This window comes from Pseudomonas sp. RT6P73, assembly GCF_054897715.1.
This window is the reverse complement of sequence record NZ_JBUBUV010000002.1, coordinates 3237185-3252728: the sequence shown is the minus strand read 5'-3', so window position 1 is coordinate 3252728 and position 15544 is coordinate 3237185. Positions and strand designations below refer to the sequence as shown.

Annotated in this window: 17 protein-coding genes; 9 read left to right on the top strand and 8 right to left on the bottom strand. The window is 58.7% G+C overall.

The features are described 5' to 3' along the window. Positions 1-163 precede the first annotated feature (163 nt). Positions 164-526 (bottom strand): hypothetical protein, encoded by a 363-nt coding sequence (locus ACYZT6_RS15450; protein WP_462027650.1) that lies wholly within the window; start codon positions 524-526, stop codon positions 164-166. Between the two features lie 218 nt (positions 527-744). On the opposite strand from ACYZT6_RS15450, the gene ACYZT6_RS15445 reads away from it, so the two are divergent. Genes ACYZT6_RS15445 through ACYZT6_RS15435 form a run of 3 tightly spaced genes read left to right on the top strand, consistent with a single transcriptional unit; the run spans position 745 to position 3090 of the window. Beyond that, on the top strand, positions 745-2295 hold the full coding sequence (locus tag ACYZT6_RS15445) for a phospholipase effector Tle1 domain-containing protein (RefSeq protein ID WP_462027649.1): 1551 nt from the start codon (positions 745-747) through the stop codon (positions 2293-2295). After that, positions 2295-2948, top strand: coding sequence for a DUF2931 family protein (locus ACYZT6_RS15440; RefSeq protein ID WP_462027648.1), 654 nt, complete (start codon positions 2295-2297; stop codon positions 2946-2948). Before ACYZT6_RS15445 ends, ACYZT6_RS15440 begins: the two co-directional genes overlap by 1 nt. 58 nt (positions 2949-3006) lie before the next feature. Beyond that, the gene (locus ACYZT6_RS15435; RefSeq protein WP_462029959.1) at positions 3007-3090 is read left to right on the top strand and encodes a GNAT family N-acetyltransferase; all 84 of its coding nucleotides are present in this window, start codon (positions 3007-3009) and stop codon (positions 3088-3090) included. Between the two features lie 460 nt (positions 3091-3550). On the opposite strand, the gene ACYZT6_RS15430 is transcribed toward ACYZT6_RS15435, so the two are convergent. Continuing rightward, positions 3551-3850, bottom strand: a complete 300-nt coding sequence (locus ACYZT6_RS15430; RefSeq protein WP_462027647.1) for a hypothetical protein — start codon at positions 3848-3850, stop codon at positions 3551-3553. 120 nt (positions 3851-3970) lie between these two features. Continuing rightward, on the bottom strand, positions 3971-4645 hold the full coding sequence (locus tag ACYZT6_RS15425; protein WP_462027646.1) for an NADPH-dependent F420 reductase: 675 nt from the start codon (positions 4643-4645) through the stop codon (positions 3971-3973). A gap of 392 nt (positions 4646-5037) precedes the next feature. Between ACYZT6_RS15425 and ACYZT6_RS15420 the strand changes: the two genes are divergently transcribed. After that, positions 5038-6414 carry a cytochrome ubiquinol oxidase subunit I gene (locus ACYZT6_RS15420; protein ID WP_462027645.1) on the top strand — a complete coding sequence of 459 codons (1377 nt, stop codon included), beginning with the start codon at positions 5038-5040 and terminating at the stop codon, positions 6412-6414. Between the two features lie 12 nt (positions 6415-6426). Continuing rightward, positions 6427-7428, top strand: a complete 1002-nt coding sequence (cydB, locus tag ACYZT6_RS15415) for a cytochrome d ubiquinol oxidase subunit II (protein WP_462027644.1) — start codon at positions 6427-6429, stop codon at positions 7426-7428. 10 nt (positions 7429-7438) lie between these two features. Here the strand turns inward: cydB and ACYZT6_RS15410 are convergent, their stop codons facing one another. From ACYZT6_RS15410 to rclC, 4 genes are all read right to left on the bottom strand, one after another. Next, complete coding sequence (locus tag ACYZT6_RS15410; RefSeq protein WP_462027643.1) at positions 7439-7969, bottom strand: cupin; 531 nt, start codon at positions 7967-7969, stop codon at positions 7439-7441. A gap of 219 nt (positions 7970-8188) precedes the next feature. Next, positions 8189-8683, bottom strand: coding sequence for a PaaI family thioesterase (locus tag ACYZT6_RS15405; RefSeq protein ID WP_462027642.1), 495 nt, complete (start codon positions 8681-8683; stop codon positions 8189-8191). A 114-nt stretch (positions 8684-8797) separates the two neighbouring features. Then, the gene (locus ACYZT6_RS15400; RefSeq protein ID WP_462027641.1) at positions 8798-9031 is read right to left on the bottom strand and encodes a DUF2790 domain-containing protein; all 234 of its coding nucleotides are present in this window, start codon (positions 9029-9031) and stop codon (positions 8798-8800) included. A 26-nt stretch (positions 9032-9057) separates the two neighbouring features. Beyond that, positions 9058-9630: a reactive chlorine resistance membrane protein RclC gene (gene rclC, locus ACYZT6_RS15395; protein WP_462027640.1), complete on the bottom strand. Its 573-nt coding sequence runs from the start codon at positions 9628-9630 to the stop codon at positions 9058-9060. Positions 9631-9845: 215 nt separating this feature from the next. On the opposite strand from rclC, the gene ACYZT6_RS15390 reads away from it, so the two are divergent. Next, the gene (locus tag ACYZT6_RS15390; RefSeq protein ID WP_462027639.1) at positions 9846-10751 is read left to right on the top strand and encodes an AraC family transcriptional regulator; all 906 of its coding nucleotides are present in this window, start codon (positions 9846-9848) and stop codon (positions 10749-10751) included. Positions 10752-10774: 23 nt separating this feature from the next. Here ACYZT6_RS15390 and ACYZT6_RS15385 read toward each other — a convergent pair whose 3' ends face one another. Then, positions 10775-11779 carry a LacI family DNA-binding transcriptional regulator gene (locus tag ACYZT6_RS15385; RefSeq protein ID WP_462029958.1) on the bottom strand — a complete coding sequence of 335 codons (1005 nt, stop codon included), beginning with the start codon at positions 11777-11779 and terminating at the stop codon, positions 10775-10777. 200 nt (positions 11780-11979) lie between these two features. Here ACYZT6_RS15385 and ACYZT6_RS15380 point away from each other — a divergent pair, with 200 nt between their 5' ends. From ACYZT6_RS15380 to ACYZT6_RS15370, 3 genes are read left to right on the top strand one after another with little or no spacing between them, the layout of a single operon-like run. Beyond that, entirely contained in the window at positions 11980-13146 is a 1167-nt protein-coding gene (locus tag ACYZT6_RS15380) for a Gfo/Idh/MocA family protein (protein WP_462027638.1), read from the top strand. Next, entirely contained in the window at positions 13143-14240 is a 1098-nt protein-coding gene (locus ACYZT6_RS15375) for a sugar phosphate isomerase/epimerase family protein (protein ID WP_462029957.1), read from the top strand. Before ACYZT6_RS15380 ends, ACYZT6_RS15375 begins: the two co-directional genes overlap by 4 nt. A 56-nt stretch (positions 14241-14296) precedes the next feature. Continuing rightward, positions 14297-15529 carry a nucleoside permease gene (locus ACYZT6_RS15370; protein ID WP_462027637.1) on the top strand — a complete coding sequence of 411 codons (1233 nt, stop codon included), beginning with the start codon at positions 14297-14299 and terminating at the stop codon, positions 15527-15529. Positions 15530-15544: the final 15 nt, after the last annotated feature.

Below are 15544 nucleotides of genomic sequence, written 5' to 3'. Positions count from 1 at the left end.
GGCTTCTACCTGCGGTTGATGCTAATAGACTGAATAGCGGATCAATAGCCGTTAAAGTTGTCATGACTATCCATATGTATGGATAGTTGGATGACGTTGTGCACGAAAAAGCCCGGCTGATGAGGCCGGGCTTTTCATTGAGTATTGCGGTAAAGCCATTCATTTATACAGCGCGGCTTTCGATCAGACGGTCAGAGCCACCTTCAGCCACGCGGTTCTCGATCAGACGGTCGGAACCACCTTCAGCCACGCGGTTTTCAATCAGACGGTCGGAACCACCTTCAGCAACGCGGTTCTCGATCAGACGATCCGAACCACCTTCAGCGACGCGGTTTTCGATCAGACGACCCGAACCACCTTCAGCCACGCGATTCTCGATCAAACGATCCGAACCACCCTCAGCCACACGACTTTCAATCAGACGATCCGAGCCGCCTTCAGCGACAACCGGGTGAGCAGAGGAAGCGGCGAAAGCGTTAACTGCGAAAACCGAGAAAGCGATGCTGAGAAGGATTTGGCGTTTCATGATGGTGTGCTCCGGGGTGTAGTTGTTTGGTATGGAGCCGATCTTACGCCGCGGATTTTTTATGAGAACTTCATTGAGTTGATGGTGACTATCGACGTCGGCAATGTATGGCCGAAGCTTAATTCCATCGGGTGATGGCCTCTGGCTACGCGTTGCTTGATTGGATCCACAGTGGCACCCTCAGCGCCTGCTGTACCAAGGAGCCAGGTGATCAAGGAATGAGTGGATACGTCCCCAACCCCCCGAAGAACTACCGATACGACGAAGCCAAACCCGTCGACATCCATGCCCGACGCTGGGCGGAATACGAGAAACACGGCAAGGCACCGTTGCCTGCGAAAGAAAAAGTCAGGGTCGCGCTGCGCATTGGGGTGTTCTTTGACGGGACGCTGAACAATGCCGGCAACTCGGCTTCGGGGCTGCTTTGCGGCGCGCATCATCCAATCCAGACAGCGGATGTTGATGCGAGTTGTAAGCCTTATATGACAGATCCTGAAGGTAGTTATGGCAATGATGTCAGTAATGTCTCCAAGCTGTTTGATCTCTACCCCTCAGCCAAAGACATCGAGGGTGAAGGCACCGTCAGGCTCTCCTTACGAAGTATCTACGTTGAGGGTATTGGGACGACCGGAGGAGCAGAGGATAAGTTATTGAATGCCGCCACCGGACGTGGTGATACCGGTGTTGCGGCCAAAGTCCAGCAAGCGTTTTCCGACCTGAATGATTCGATAAGAGAACTCATTGATAAGAGCCCTGGTTGCGAAATTACGTCGCTGACCTTCGACACGTTTGGCTTCAGTCGGGGGGCAGCGGCGGCCCGTCACTTTGCGAATGAGATAGTGCGTTGCAAGCAAGGACCACTTGGGGAAGTGCTGCGTAGAAACCCCAAAGGATTTAGTTCCAGCTTCGGCAATCAGTTCAACAGCGAAATCATCATCGGCTTTGTCGGATTATTCGATACCGTACCTTCCGTGGCGGGCTTAACGAATTTTGGAAACATCCAAAGCCCGGTTGCTCCTGGGATCAAGCTATATCTGGATCGCCGATACTTTACCGATGTTGTCCAACTTGTCGCACGTGACGAACACCGAGCGAATTTCGCATTGAGTACAGTTGTGCCTGCCCATCCGGAAATTCCGTTGCCTGGGGTGCATTCCGATATCGGCGGTGGCTACCGCGAAGTCGTGGAGGAGTGTGTGCTGGTTAATCCAATGCAGGCGCTTACAGTGCCGCATGGTACGGATATCCGCTCCACTTCCATTTACCTGGATGTCCAGCAGCAGAAAGCACGCATGGTGGCCCAAGGTTGGCCCGAATTCATGCTGGAAATTGTGACCCCGACGCCAAGCGTCGCGCCTGACTGGGAACAGGAGAAGGCAGGGCCGAAGAAGCTGAGGGTATATGCAGGCTTGCAGCTCAAGCGGACGGTCAGTGGCAAACTGGCTGTGGTTTACCTGCGTTTGATGCATAAATTGGCCAAGGAGAAAGGTGTGCAATTTGAGGTGGTCGACGAGAATGACCCTGCTTATAGCGTGCCCCCTGAACTTCAGCCTTTCTGTGACAGAGTGCTCGCCGGTGAATACAAGCCAGAACCCGCCGAAGAAGAGTTATTGAAACTGAAATACGTGCACATGTCCGCCAACTGGAACAACCCGATTGGTGGAAGTCGTGAGCAAGGTGTAACCCTCCGATACGCCAATGCACCGACCGACGACGGTGTACGTGTGCGCCATCCTCACGTAACTGATTCCCCTTGGAGAACATTTTGATGCGCGCATTCTTTATTTTGCTGGGCGCACTTCTGGTCACCGCTTGCCAGGCAGCTGCTCCTGCTGACAAAGCCGGCCCGAAGAATTCATGGTGGAGCCTCAGTTTTGTTGAGCCCACCTATATGAAGGTCTGGGTGGAAGACACTGCTGTCGAAGACATCAATGGAAAGCTGTTCCGTCGTACAGGTAGCGGCACCGCAGCAAGTGATGAGCCCACGGGTGACGCTGAATTTGCTCGCGGCTGGAGCGAAAAAATTAGCAGTGGTACTCGCGGTGTAGTCGGTGCGGATTTACCCAGACGTATTTATGTTCGTTGGCAGTCGGTAGTCGAGCCGCAAACTTATCGTGCATGGGTCGACATTCCTGAAGAGGCTCGACAAATCTTAAATGCTTCAGTGAATGAACGTTGTGCATCCAGGCCTGAAGAAACCGCCAACTACAGAGCCAAGGTTTATCTCGGGCTCGCGCCTGGAGGTATCGTGCAGGTGTGGGTACTGGATAAATGTATGAAATCAATCAAAGTCGCCCACGCCCAAGCAGAAATTGAGCCTTTGGGGCCTCACCTTGGAAAATCTGGCGGAAAGTATTATCCGCTTTCCGAAAAGTCAAAAAACTACGTCGAGAAGCACGGCATTCCTTACGGGAGTTGGTAACGGTACGGCCCGTCTGTCGCGCAAACTTGAACCGGTATCAAGCGCCTGTGAATGACACCTGCATCTGAACAACATCGCCGTACTGCCCAGGTTCAAGGGAAAAGGAATCGGAAAGGCACTGATGGCATTCTGTGAAGAATAGGCGCAGGTCAACGGTTGCGCTGCCATTGAGCTCTACACCCATCAACTGATGATTGAAAACATAGAAATCTTCAAAGAGCTGGGTTATCAGGAAACCACCCAGCAACGGAAAACGGGTCCGCCGGGATCTTCATGCGTAAACCGATCAAAGTGCGTTCAGCCTGATGTTATCAGCGGCGGGGTCGGGCGGACGGGGCCGGTTTTTGTTCTCTTGAACGTTCGGGCATGGCAGGTTTTGTGATTTCGATGGGGCGCTCTGGCCGAAGATTGCTGATGAGAAAATGAGACCGCGTGTCGCCGAATGGCATTGCGGGCAAAGCTGCACTACCGTGTAGGTGTAAGCCCTCGTGCCGCAGTCCTATTCTGGTTGAGAGGTGGGTTTCATGAACAACATCATCTACATCGTCGGGTTAGTAGTGGTCGTCGTGGTAGTCCTATCATTCCTCGGATTTGCATAGGTTTCAGTTCCTGCACTCCGCCAACACCACTTGGCAGGTATTCGGCGTGCCACCGGATCGGCCGGCATAGCGGATGCAATTACTCAGGGATTTTTGGCGCGCCATGCTTAATGTGGAGCCCCAGGCCAGGCCGCCTTCGCCGGCGGTAGGGAGCGCTTTGGCATAGCAGACCGAGCCTACGTTTGAGGCCGCATAGCGAGCGGTGGACGTTTTGCCTGAACATCCCGCGATCAGCGCCAGGCTGATGGCGAGCAGGGAAGGTATGAGCCATGACGAGCAATGACGTGCTGTTTTAACGGTCATCCCGTTTCCCCTGTATCAAGAGGCGTGTTTGGGTCCTGCTCTATTCAGATTAGACGGTGTTGGGCCGGGGCTTGTATCGGTTTCAAAATACAGCGAGTTTCAGTATTCCGGGATTGCTCGCTAAGGGCCCAGCCGTTGCTTGAGTTCGGCTTCGCTCCAGACGCCGCTGAGCGGGCCGCTCGGTAAACCTTCATTGGCTCGCGCCAGCGGGAAAAGCACTGGCACAAATCCAGCGTCGCGCACTAATCGGGCACCGAGTTCTCGGGCCTGGGCATCGTCGGCGAAAACGGGAATTGCCTTGCCTTTGCCTGACAGGTCTTTCATTGATGCGTAGCCGATGGCGTTGAACGCCCGCACCAGGTGAACTGCGGGCAAATATTGCTGGTCCGCCAGGGCGACTCCCAGACCAAGCGCCTTGCGCCCGACGTCACCGTCTCGGCCGCTGAAGGGGTTGCTGGTGCTGAACAGCACTTTGCCGTCCAGCTTGCCTTTCAGCTGTTCGGACAGCACCGGCATTGCGCCGTAGGGAACGCTCAACACGATCACGTCGCCCCATGCCGCGGCATCGCTGACCGACCCTGCCTGAGCGTTGGGACCAGCCGTCTTGACCAGGTCCGTCAGCTCCTCGGGGTGGCGTGACGAAAACATCACCGAGTGCCCGGCCTTTACCCATAGCGTGCCAAGCGTACCGCCGACCTTCCCGGCGCCTATCACGCTGATCTTGAGCGTATCCGCCATCGCCGGGCTGGTGCAGAGGACCAGGGCGGCGAACATCAGAGAGAGGATTCTGGACATGTACTGCGCTCCTCGGTTGGAAAGCGGTCGTGGAATAACCGTAGTTGAGCCCACATATAAACGATGCGCACGAGCAGGGATATTTGATGAGCGGCGTGAGGCAGGTTCAGCAGGGGCAGCTATTGTCTATGTGTCCGCCTTGCCAGTTGCCGCCCAACCAGCTCGTCCCTGAGGAGGCTGGCGAGGTGGACTCTCCTTTGATCATTTTGCGTTTGTGACCTGAAGCTCGCGAAGGAAGCCTTCAAAGATCGACCACGATCGCTGCCTCTTGAATTCGCTTGTGCTGCATCGGACAGGTGCCATGCTGACTCTCGCCAAAGTCTTTGACTGTCTAAGTAACCCTCAGTCGACAGTTCCGTTCTGCTCGACTGGGCGAGCGGTGAGTGGACGGCATGGACGCGCTTGATTCGGCGCTGATGGCGGCGCGTGTCCAGTTTGCGATCACCATCAGCTTTCATATTGTGCTGGCTGCACTCACCATTGGTTTGTCCAACTTTTTATTGGTGCTCGAAGCGCAGTGGCTGTGGCGTGGGCGACAGATCTACCTCGACGTCTATCGATACTGGCTAAAGGTATTTGCCCTCACTGTGGCGGTGGGCACCGCTTCGGGACTGATTCTGGAGTATCAGTTCGGCCTCAATTGGTCGCGGCTTTCAACTCGGGCCGGCGACATCCTTGGCCCCTTGATGTTTTACGAAGTGCTGGCCGCCTTTTTTCTAGAGGCAGGTTTTCTCGGCATCATGCTCTTCGGAATGAAGAAGGTCGGACCACGGATTCATTTCTTCGCCACCTGCGCGGTGGCCGTCGGATCGCTGATGAGCGCGTTCTGGATCCTGTCGGCCAATTCCTGGATGCAGACACCCGCCGGTTACTCGATTGACGCCGAGGGTCGTTTCATTGCCGAGAATTGGTGGGCGATCATTTTCAATCCGTCGTTTCCTTATCGGCTTGCGCACATGACGTTGGCGGCGTTCCTTGGCAGCGCCACGCTGGTGGCCGGCATCAGCGCCTGGCAGTTGTTGCGTGCGCCGGAAAATCCGCGGGCACGGCTTGTCTATTCCATGGCGCTGTGGACGATTGCCTTGCTCATGCCTGTGCAGATCGTGGTCGGGGATCTTCATGGCCAACACAGCCTCATCGTTCAGCCGCAGAAGGTCGCCGCCATCGAAGGCTCCTGGACTCGCCCGCCTGAGGGTGCGGGCGAACCCTTACGCTTGTTCGCCCTTCCAGACATGACTGAGCGACGCAACCATTGGGAAGTGGCGATTCCACGCCTAGGGTCGCTCTACCTTCGGCACGACCTGAGTGGCACCATCGCCGCGCTGGACGAGTTCCCGCCTCAAGACATCCCGCCGGTGCCAGCGGTCTTCTTCGCTTTTCGAATCATGGTCGGCCTGGGCCTGTTGATGCTGGGGCAGGGCCTGGCCAGCCTGGTATTGCGCTGGCGAAAACGGTTGTACGCAGCGCGCTGGATGCTCCGAGTGTGCGTGCTAATGGCCCCGGCGGGATTTCTGGCGATGTTGAGCGGCTGGGTGGTGACCGAGGTCGGACGCCAACCCTTCACCGTCTATGGTTTGCTGCGCACGGCTGACAGCCTGTCTTCGGTGTCTCGACAGCAGGTGGTAGGCGCGACGTGGACGATCCTGGCGTTTTATGGGGTGACCTTCGGCGTGGGGCTATGGGTGCTGCTGCGACTGCTGCGTGAACCACCTCACGAGGACGAGCCCGGACCGCAACCTACGTTGGCTGACGAGACGGGTAAACCGTGAGGGCCTGCACCCATGTTGGATATTGAATGGATAACCCTGCTGTCCGCTGCGGCCCTGGGTTTCTCGGTGTTGAACTACGTGCTGCTGGACGGCACTGATCTGGGTGTGGGCGTACTGCTTGGCCTTACCCGATGCAGTCGGCACCGTCGTTCCATGGCGGTGACCATCCTGCCGATCTGGGACGCCAATGAAACCTGGCTGGTGCTGGGAGGCGGTGGTCTGCTGGCGTTGTTCCCATTGGCTTACGCGATCCTGCTGCCGGCGCTTTATCTGCCGTTTATCGCGATGTTTTTGGCACTGATTCTTCGCGCCGTAGCGCTGGAATTTCGCGACTACTCGCCCAACGATCGTATCAAGCGCGGGGTCGATGGCTTGCTGCTGGTCGGGTCGCTGCTGGCCGGGGCCACTCAGGGGATTGTGTTGGGTATGCTTGTCCAGGGTGTACCCAATCAGGGCGGGCAGTACAGCGGGGACGGCTGGGAGTGGTCGGGTCTGTTTCCGCTGTTTTGCGGCGCGGTGCTTGTCATGGGCTACACGTGGTTAGGCGCCTGCTGGCTGTATTGGCGCACTGTCGAAGACCTGCAACAGCGATCAGGTCGACAGGCGAGGGCGCTGGCCATGATCACCCTGGTGCTGTTGGCCGTGTTGGTGGTCTGGACAACGACACTGGACGCCCGATATGCGAGTCGACTTTCCAATCGATTTGTCTGGCTGCCAGCCGCAACATCGCTCATTGCACTGCTGATTGGCTTCACCTTGGGGTTTCGAAGCCGCTGGCATTGTCTGCCGCTGTTCGCCGCATTGGGAATCTTCGTGTTGGCGTTCGCGCTGATGATCGCAGCGCTGTTTCCGTTGATTATTCCGCCGAACCTGACCTTGCAGGCAGCCGCCTCAAGTCCCACCAGTCAGATGTTCATGTTGGTCGGTTTCGCCGTGCTGATCCCGGTGACGCTCATCTACAACACTTACGGCTTCAAAGTCTTCAGCGGAAAGGTTCGCGCCGTTCGTGACTGACCGCAGCCTCTCAACGCTGGCCGGCCCAATACTGGTGGACGGCGCCCTGCGAGCCTTGCACCGGGTCCTGGTCGGGAAACGGCAGCGTGTCGATCCTCGCCAATTGATTCTTGGTGGGCGCCTCGCGGCAGATATCGGCCTGCTGACCCGGCGGATAGGCACCGACCACCAGAAAGTCGTCGCTGGCGTCCAGACTGCAGTGGCCGGTGCCAGCAGGCAGTAACAAGACATCGCCTGAACTGACTTCAACTACCTGTCCATCGGGGCCACCCAGCATCAACCGGGCATTGCCGCTGACGATGCCGAGTACTTCATGACCTTCGGTATGGTAGTGGTGGTAGCTGTAAACCCCGTATCGCCATTGTGGTGGCCAGCCGTTGGCGCTGAAAGTTTGCTCGAACAGTGCAGCCGGGTCATCGCCCTGAACTGCAATCGCGTTGGGGTAAATGAGTACCGGCAGGTGCGGGTTGTTGGGCACCCATTCGTGGCGCTCAAACATCAGGGTTTGTACGGTATCTGGCACAGCTTGCGAGTTGTTCATAAAGGCTCTCCGAAACCTGGCTGCGCCATTGGATTTTTCAGACGTCGATCTGCAATTCCAGATCCCCGTTATCTAATTTGGCCCGCCTCCAAGACACTTTTAAATGAGCGCTATTGTCCTGTTGCCATTAGTTACGACTGACCGTTATTAGCCAATGTTAGCCCAGCAGGAAGAAAAGACATGCGCCTGAACAGACGGTCTCTGGAGCATGTAAACAAGCTACCGATTATGCGCAACCGCCGCCAATTGTTCGGTATCCACCCGAACAAACACGGAGTCTCCAACAGCCGTGAGCACGTCCCCGGCGTAGACCTCGCAGATGACACGGGTTTTGCGCCCGACATCGCCTTCCACTCGTGCACGCAGGGTCAGTGGTACGCCCATCGGTGTCGGTTTGATGAACTTGATGCCAAGGTTGCCGGTGACGCAATTGATGCGGGGAAGGCTGGCGACTTCGCGGTTTTCTATTCGGTAGTGGTAAGCCATCGCCGTCCAGTTCGAATGACAGTCAACCAGCATCGCGATCAGCCCGCCGTACACCAGATCCGGCCAGCCGCAGTACATGGCATCCGGTACGTGCTCGGCCATGACATGCACGCCGTCCTCATGCCAGAAGCTCTTTATGTGGAGCCCGTGCGGATTGTTGCTGCCGCAGCCATAACAAACGCCATCAGGCGCGGCGGTGTCTTGCAGGGAGGTGTCGAGACTGGACATAACGGGATCTTCCTCAAACATATGAACCAAACCTGTCGGATTTTAACGCTGCAATCGGGCCGCGGTCACTCGTGCAGCGACGGGCCTACAAGGCGGGTCGTGTCAGGTCAGTCTTCAACCCCCCGCGCAGCCTTCGCCCATTACCGAATAAGTCGCGACGTGCCGCGCACCGTGTGAGTCTTCATACACCCATTCCACCGGTACCACGCCGCACTCCTTGCTGGTGTCGGTCACGCTGATGGTTTTCGCCACATCCAGTGCCACGCCGGTGCGGGCGGGTTCAGGCGCGGTGGCGGCAAATGCGCTGCCGGTGACGAGGGTGAGTAACAAAACGGCCAGGGTTTTCATAATGATTTTCCAGAATCCAAAAGTGGTCAGGCGTGTTCTTGCAGCAAACGGCGGGCGGAATCGGCCATCACCGGCAGGGCACCGGCGAGCATCAGCACATCCTTGAGTACAAGGCGCCCGCCGCCGGACAGGTAAGGAAAGCCGTGCTGGGCATCGCCGGCGGCCGCGACCCACGCTTCGGGGGTGGTGATCAGGAAACTCAGGGTCACCAGCGGCGTGGCGAAGGCCAGGGCGCCGCCGAGCAGGCCGGTTTTGCGTGAGAGCGGGTTGGACAGCACCAGCACGCCGATCAGGATTTCCACCACCCCCAGGCCATGGGAGAAGGTGTAGGTGTTGTTGGCGGACTGCCAGGCGCGCTTGTCCAGGTTCAGTTCACCTTCATGGGTCAGGTGCGTTTTGTAGTCTTGCGGGTGCTCATAGAAGAACGACAGAAACGGACTGTTGGCGACAAACGGGGTGATGCTGTCGGCTTCGTACGGGACGAATTTCAGCGCGCCGATCCACAGGAAAACGATGGCGATCGCCAGGCGCATCAGGTGGGTGCCAAGGGTGTCGAGTTTGCCGATGATGCGCAGCCCGGCGGTGAAGGAATGCAGCATGGGACTTCTCCAGCAATTCACGTTGTGTGGGAATGCGGGAAGTCTGCGGGTTTGCTACCTGGCGCTTTTGTGCGACGCGCTCAGGTTTTTGCTCGATCGTCTCAAATGTCCGGAGCCACGATCCGCTGCACCGGCGCTCAACGAAATCGCTTAGTCTTGTCGCTCCCCAAGGCTCGACGTGTTCGATCCGCTCATTTCCTCTGCGATGCGCTCCTATGAAGTCGATCGATAAACTCATCTCATTGGCCAACGTGCGCGGCAGCCTGGATTTGCGCTGCCAGTTTCAGGGCGACTGGGCGCTGGAGCACGAGCAGGAAGCGTTGGGCGTGGCGCCTTATCACATCGTGCTGGCGGGGGAGTGCCGGGTGGAGTTGCCTGGCGGTCAGCGCTTGCCGATGCGCGCGGGAGACATCCTGCTGCTGCCGTCAGGCACCGCCCATGTCATTCACAGTCCGGGCAAAACCGTTGCACCGAGCAAACCCCACGTCGAGACCGGCGGCGTGTTGCAGGTGCGTCGCATCGGTAATGCCAGCCCTGATCTGGACATGCTCTGTGGGCGTTTTCATTACAACCGCGCCTCGCTGCTGTTTGCCGCGTTGCCCGCGTACCTGGTGATTCCCCGCGATGCGTTGCCGGCCAATGGACCGCTGGCGGCACTGGTCGCGATGTTGCGCAGTGAGGCGGACGGCGAGCAGGCGGGGGCGCGGTTCTTGCTCGACGCACTGTCCCAGGCCCTGTTCACCTTGATGCTGCGGGCGCACCTGGCGACTCACGGCCAGACCAGCGGAACCCTGGCCTTGTTGGCGGACAAACGCTTGGGTCTCGCCTGGCAGGCCATCCTCGCCGACCCCGCGCACGGCTGGACCATCGAGGCCCTGGCCGACGCGGCCAGCATGTCGCGAGCGACCTTTATGCGCTCATTCGTGAAGGTGGCCGGCGTGTCGCCCTGGGTGCTGTTGACTCAGATACGGATGGAGCTGGCGTTCAGCTTGTTGAGTCATTCGCACCTGGGGTTGAGCGACATTGCCGCGCAGGTCGGGTATCAATCCCAGGCGGCGTTCAGCAAAAAATTCAAGGAAGTGTATGGCGAGGCGCCGGGGCGGGTGCGCAAGGGAATTTAGCCCAGGCCTCGGCGGGGAAACTGTCAGCGCTTCCTGACCACCGCCGTGCTGTTGCGCAAGGTTAATGTGAACGGCAACACCACATGCCGTTGTTCGATCGGTTTCTTCTCGATCAGCGCAATCAACATTTCCACGGCTTTCTGGCCGAAGGTTTCGGCCGGTTGTGAAATGGTCGTCAGGGGCGGATCGCAGTACGCCGCGAAGGGAATGTCATCAAAACCCACCAATGAAATGTCATCGGGGACTCGCAGGCCCTGTTGCTTGATGCGCTTCAATGCACCGATGGCCATTTCATCGTTTTCGCAAAACAGCGCCGTGGGGCGGTCGGGCAACGCCAGCATCGCGGCGGCACCGTCATCGCCGGCCTTGAGACTGAAATCGCCATGGCAGATCAGCGCGGGATCCGACGTGATACCGGCCTGATGCAAGGCGTCCTGATAACCGGCCACGCGATCGCGGGTCAGCGGGCTGCTTTTCGGGCCTTTGATCAGGCCGATCCGGCGGTGGCCCAGCTCGATCAAATGCTCGGTCATGGCCTTGGCGGCCGCGTGGTTGTCGAGGCGGATGGTGGGATGACGGCCGCCTTGAATCACCTCGCAGGCATTGACGATTGGCGGTAGTTCGGCGCTGGGGAAGGGCGCTTCGAAAGGATCATAGGCGCGCAACTGAATCACGCCATCGGCCTGATGGGCGTACACCAATTCGGCAAACTCCCGTTCGATTTCCTCGCGGCCCTGGGTATCGCACAACAGCAGCCGATAACCGGCGAGCTGGGCGGCTTGTTGCGCGCCGCTGATCACCTTGGCGAAAAAGGTGTTGGCGATGGTCGGCACCAGAATCACCAGGTTGCCGGTTCTGCGCGAACGAAATTGCACCGCCATCAGGTTCGGTCGATAACCGGCTTTTTCCACGGCGGCATTGACCTTGTCGCGCGTGTCGGGGAGCACGCGTTCAGGCGACTTCAGCGTCCTCGACACCGTGGCGACGGAGACGCCGGCCAGCCTGGCTACTTCGCGAATATTGGACAAGACCACCTCGTTATCGAACTGTGCAGCGGCGAGCTTAGCGCAGGTCGACGCCACCCCGAAATTTTCCTGGCGAATCATTCGGGGTTTGACACCTCGTCAAACAGGGCCTAAATTTCCGCCATGATGTAACCGGTTACATCGGCTTGAGGTTTCATCCCTTTAAAGCCGTCTGAAGCCGCCTCAAATAGAGAAGACTTGCGATGAATGCTCCACTGCAAAAAATAAGAATGGGCTTCGTCGGTGGCGGGGAGGGTGCCTTCATCGGTCAGGCCCACCGCCAGGCCGCCGGGCTCGATGGCCGTTTTGAACTGGTGTGTGGCGCGTTCAGTCGCGACCCCCGCAACAATCAGGACAGCGGTGCCGCGCTGGGTTTGTCCGCTTCGCGTTGCTACGGCGACTGGCGGCAGATGCTTGAGGCCGAGCGCGCATTGCCCGCCGACCAGCGCATGGAATTGCTGATCATTGTCACCCCCAATCACTTGCACGCCCCAATTGCCAGCGAGGCACTGAGTGCGGGGTTTCATGTGTTCAGCGAGAAACCGGCGGCGTTGAATCTGGCCGAGTTGCTGCCGCTCAAGGCTGTCCTTAAAAGCAGCGATCGCCTCTATGGCCTGGCCCACACGTACCTCGGTTATCCGATGGTCTGGCAGGCGCGGCAGATGGTTCGCGACGGCGTGATCGGCACCGTGCGCAAAGTGATCGTGGAATACCCCCAGGGCTGGCTGAGCGAGGATGTGGCGGGGCAGGGCAACAAACAGGCCGGCTGGCGCGATCTGCCTGAGCAGTCCGGGCTGGGAGGCTGCATCGGCGATATAGGCACCCATGCCTTTTCATTGGCCGAATTCGTCGCGGACCAACCCATCCAGCACCTGTGCGCGATGTTGAATACCCACATTGCCAGTCGGCAACTGGACGATGACGCGGCGATGCTGTTCAAGATGGCCGACGGTGCGAGCGGTGTGTTGATTGCCAGCCAGGTGTGCGCGGGGGAAGAGAACCCGTTGAAGATTCGCGTCTACGGCGACAAGGGCGGCCTGGAATGGCGTCAGGAAGAACCGTCGAGCCTGATCCATCGCTCCCTCGATCAACCGATGCGCGTGCTGCGTTCCGGTGTCGGCCAACCCTGGTTGTGCGACGCTGCGACCCGACGCATGCGTTTGCCGGCCGGGCATCCCGAGGGTTATCTGGAAGCCATGGCCAACCTCTACGCTGATTTCGCCACTGCTATTCGCAGCAACATCGACGGCAACGAAGCCCCCGGCGTACCGGGCATCGACGTCGGGTTGCGCGGCATGGCCTTCATCGAGACCGTGATTGCCAATCATCGTGGTGACACGAAATGGACCGAACTGGTCTGCCCACAATGAACCCGGAGCACTCTCCCGTGAACCCTAGTTCTCAAGCAGGCCTGCGCGGCCCGGGGATCTTCCTCGCGCAGTTCATGTCCGCCGAAGCGCCCTTCGACACCCTGGCCAATATCGCCCAGTGGGCGGCGTCCCAAGGCTACAAGGCCATTCAGCTGCCGACCTTGGGCACGCAGTACATCGACCTGGCGCGCGCCGCCGAAAGCCAGGATTACTGCGACGAATTGAACGCCGTCTGTGCTCAAGCGGGCGTCCAGATCAGTGAGTTGTCGACCCACCTGCAAGGCCAATTGGTGGCGGTGCATCCGGCGTTCGACACCTTGTTCGACGACTTTGCCCCGGCGCATTTACGCGGCCAACCGCAGGCGCGCACCGAGTGGGCCATCGAGCAATTGAAGCTCGCAGCCCGTGCCAGTCAGCGCCTGGGGTTGAAGGCCCACGCGACCTTCTCCGGTGCGCTGTTGTGGCCTTATGTCTACCCATGGCCGCAACGTCCGAGCGGGTTGGTCGAACAAGGCTTTGCCGAGCTGGCTAAACGCTGGTTGCCGATTCTTGATTGTTTCGAGGCGGCCGGTGTCGACCTTTGCTACGAAATCCACCCCGGCGAAGACCTGCACGACGGCGCCTCGTTCGAGCGTTTTCTTGAAGCAGTGGACCACCATCCACGCGCCGCGATTTTGTATGACCCGAGCCACCTGCTGCTCCAGCAAATGGACTACCTGGGCTTCATCGATCGTTACCACGCGCGCATCCGCATGTTCCACGTCAAAGACGCCGAATTCCGGCCCGATGCGCGCTCGGGCGTCTACGGCGGTTACCAGGGTTGGGTCGAGCGGCCGGGGCGTTTCCGTTCGCTGGGTGATGGTCAGATCGACTTCAAGTCGATCTTCAGCAAATTGACCCAATACGACTTCAGCGGCTGGGCCGTGCTCGAGTGGGAGTGTTGCCTCAAGGACTCCGCCCAGGGCGCTGCGCAAGGGGCGGCGTTCATTGAGCAGCACATGATCACCAAGACGCAGAAGGCGTTCGACGATTTCGCCAGCGTTCAGTCGGACGAAGGTTTCAATCGACGATTGCTGGGCTTGCCCGACGCCTGATCACAACGTTGTTCGCTTCTCTCTCCAACAAGAAAAACAATAAGACGGTGACTGTTATGTCCACGATGACCGCGCGATTGAGCGCCATGATGTTCCTGCAATTCTTTATCTGGGGCGGATGGTTTGTCACCCTCGGTACGTTCCTCGCCAGTAACCTGGGCGCCAGCGGCGGGCAGATCGGCATGGCGTTCTCTACCCAGTCCTGGGGCGCGATCATCGCGCCCTTTGTGATCGGCTTGATTGCCGACCGCTTCTTCAATGCCGAACGCATCCTCGCGGTGTTGCACCTGGTGGGCGCCGTGTTGCTGTATCAGCTGTATCGCGCGCCGGACTTCAGCACGTTTTACCCGTACGTGCTGGCGTACATGATGATCTACATGCCAACCCTGGCACTGGTGAATTCAGTGGCGTTCCGGCAGATGCGCGACCCGGCCCTCGAGTTCTCGCGCATCCGCGTGTGGGGCACCATCGGCTGGATCGTGGCCGGTGTGGTGATCAGCTTCGTGTTTGCCTGGGATTCCCAGGCCATGATTTCGTCAGGCGGGCTGCGCAATACCTTTCTGATGTCGGCGATTGCCTCTCTGCTGCTAGGCCTCTACAGCTTCACCTTGCCGCGCACTGCGCCACTGAAGCCTGAGGAGGGCCGCAGCGGCCTCAAGCAAATGCTCGGGCTCGACGCCCTGAGCTTGCTGAAGGACCGCAGTTATCTGGTGTTCTTCATCGCCTCCATTTTGATCTGCATTCCGCTGGCGTTTTATTACCAGAATGCCAACCCGTTTCTGGCGGAGATCGGCGTGACCAACCCGACGGCGAAGATGGCCATCGGGCAGGTTTCCGAAGTGCTATTCATGCTGCTTCTGCCGCTGTTCATTCACCGCTTCGGGATCAAGATTGCGCTCTTGGTGGGCATGCTGGCGTGGGCCTTGCGCTACTTGCTGTTCGCCTACGGCAACAATGGCGACCTGGCGTTCATGCTGTTTACCGGCATCGCCTTGCACGGCATCTGCTACGACTTCTTCTTTGTGTCCGGCCAGATCTACACCGACGCCAAAGCACCGGAACGCTTCAGAAGCTCGGCCCAAGGCCTGATTACTTTGGCGACTTACGGCCTGGGCATGCTGATCGGATTCTGGGTCGCGGGGCAGGTGACCGACCACTTTGCGCTGACGGGCAGCCATGACTGGAAGAGCATCTGGTTGTTCCCGGCCGGGTTCGCCTTGGTGATATTTTTCTGCTTTGCGCTGGCGTTCAAGGGGCGGCAGGCCGCAGGTGTTCAATCGACGGTCTGATCAGCGCTTTGCGCG